The 333-nt window shown below is 55.6% G+C and carries 1 protein-coding gene; it reads right to left on the bottom strand.

Annotation, left to right across the window (positions count from 1 at the left end; all coding sequences use genetic code 11):
* Nucleotides 1–101: 101 nt before the first annotated feature.
* On the bottom strand, nt 102–333 hold a 232-nt coding region (locus tag AC0L20_RS40355), incomplete at its 5' end, for a hypothetical protein (protein ID WP_473295725.1).

Below are 333 nucleotides of genomic sequence, written 5' to 3' on the forward strand. Positions count from 1 at the left end.
GGTCAGTGAACCTCTGGTCAAAACAGAAAGTGTTGCGCGCCACCCTTCTTTTAGCCGTGTTGGGGGTTGTGGTCATTGCCTTGCTAAGTGCGGCGGTGGCCTTATCTGCGCCGTGGCAGGCCGTGATGACGGGTAGTCTTGCCATACAGGCTGTAAATCATCATCGAGAGATAAGACAGCGTGTGGGTCGCGCCAAGCAGATAGCCATGGCCTCCCATCAATTTTTCCGCTCTGTTAGTCAATTGTGTGATGTGCCAATGGTCCTCTTCAGCGTCCTGGAAATCCTGCGCCTCGATCCGCATGCCCCACTGCAACGACAACAGGCTGCCCAGG

The sequence above is a fragment of the Bradyrhizobium sp. Kon58 genome (assembly GCF_055807455.1).